General features: G+C 35.4%; 1 protein-coding gene. It reads right to left on the bottom strand.

Annotated elements, in window-relative coordinates:
• The coding region (locus KH400_RS22390) for a CdaR family protein (RefSeq protein ID WP_217228403.1) at nucleotides 1-370 on the bottom strand (370 nt) is incomplete at both ends.

Raw genomic sequence — 370 nt, 5'->3', positions numbered from 1 at the left:
CTCATAAACACATAAATAGAAAGATCATCATACAATAACACCTTTTTTTCAGGAGCTAATTTTTCGCCAACGACCATTGTCTCTTTTGCTTCTATAAACGATTGATACAGCTTTTTAAAGGTTGGATGATAACTGCCAATTGCTACTTTTATCGTCGAATCAATTTTCGTTAGCTGTGTCATCCATATTCGAATGGTATTTAGTGTCCGTTCCTTTTCCCACCTGTCATCTTTCACATCCACCTTTTTTACAATCACGATCTCTCCTGTATACGTAGTAACAATGAGATCATCCTGTTCAATAAGTTCATTAAACATAAGTTCAACTTTTCGTTTCCGCTCCAATTTCTGATCATCACTTTTCACAACGA

It is taken from the genome of Desertibacillus haloalkaliphilus (assembly GCF_019039105.1).
Classification (GTDB): domain Bacteria; phylum Bacillota; class Bacilli; order Bacillales; family KJ1-10-99; genus Desertibacillus; species Desertibacillus haloalkaliphilus.
Note: the sequence above shows the minus strand (reverse complement) of the source record. Positions and strands in the feature narration are given on the sequence as shown.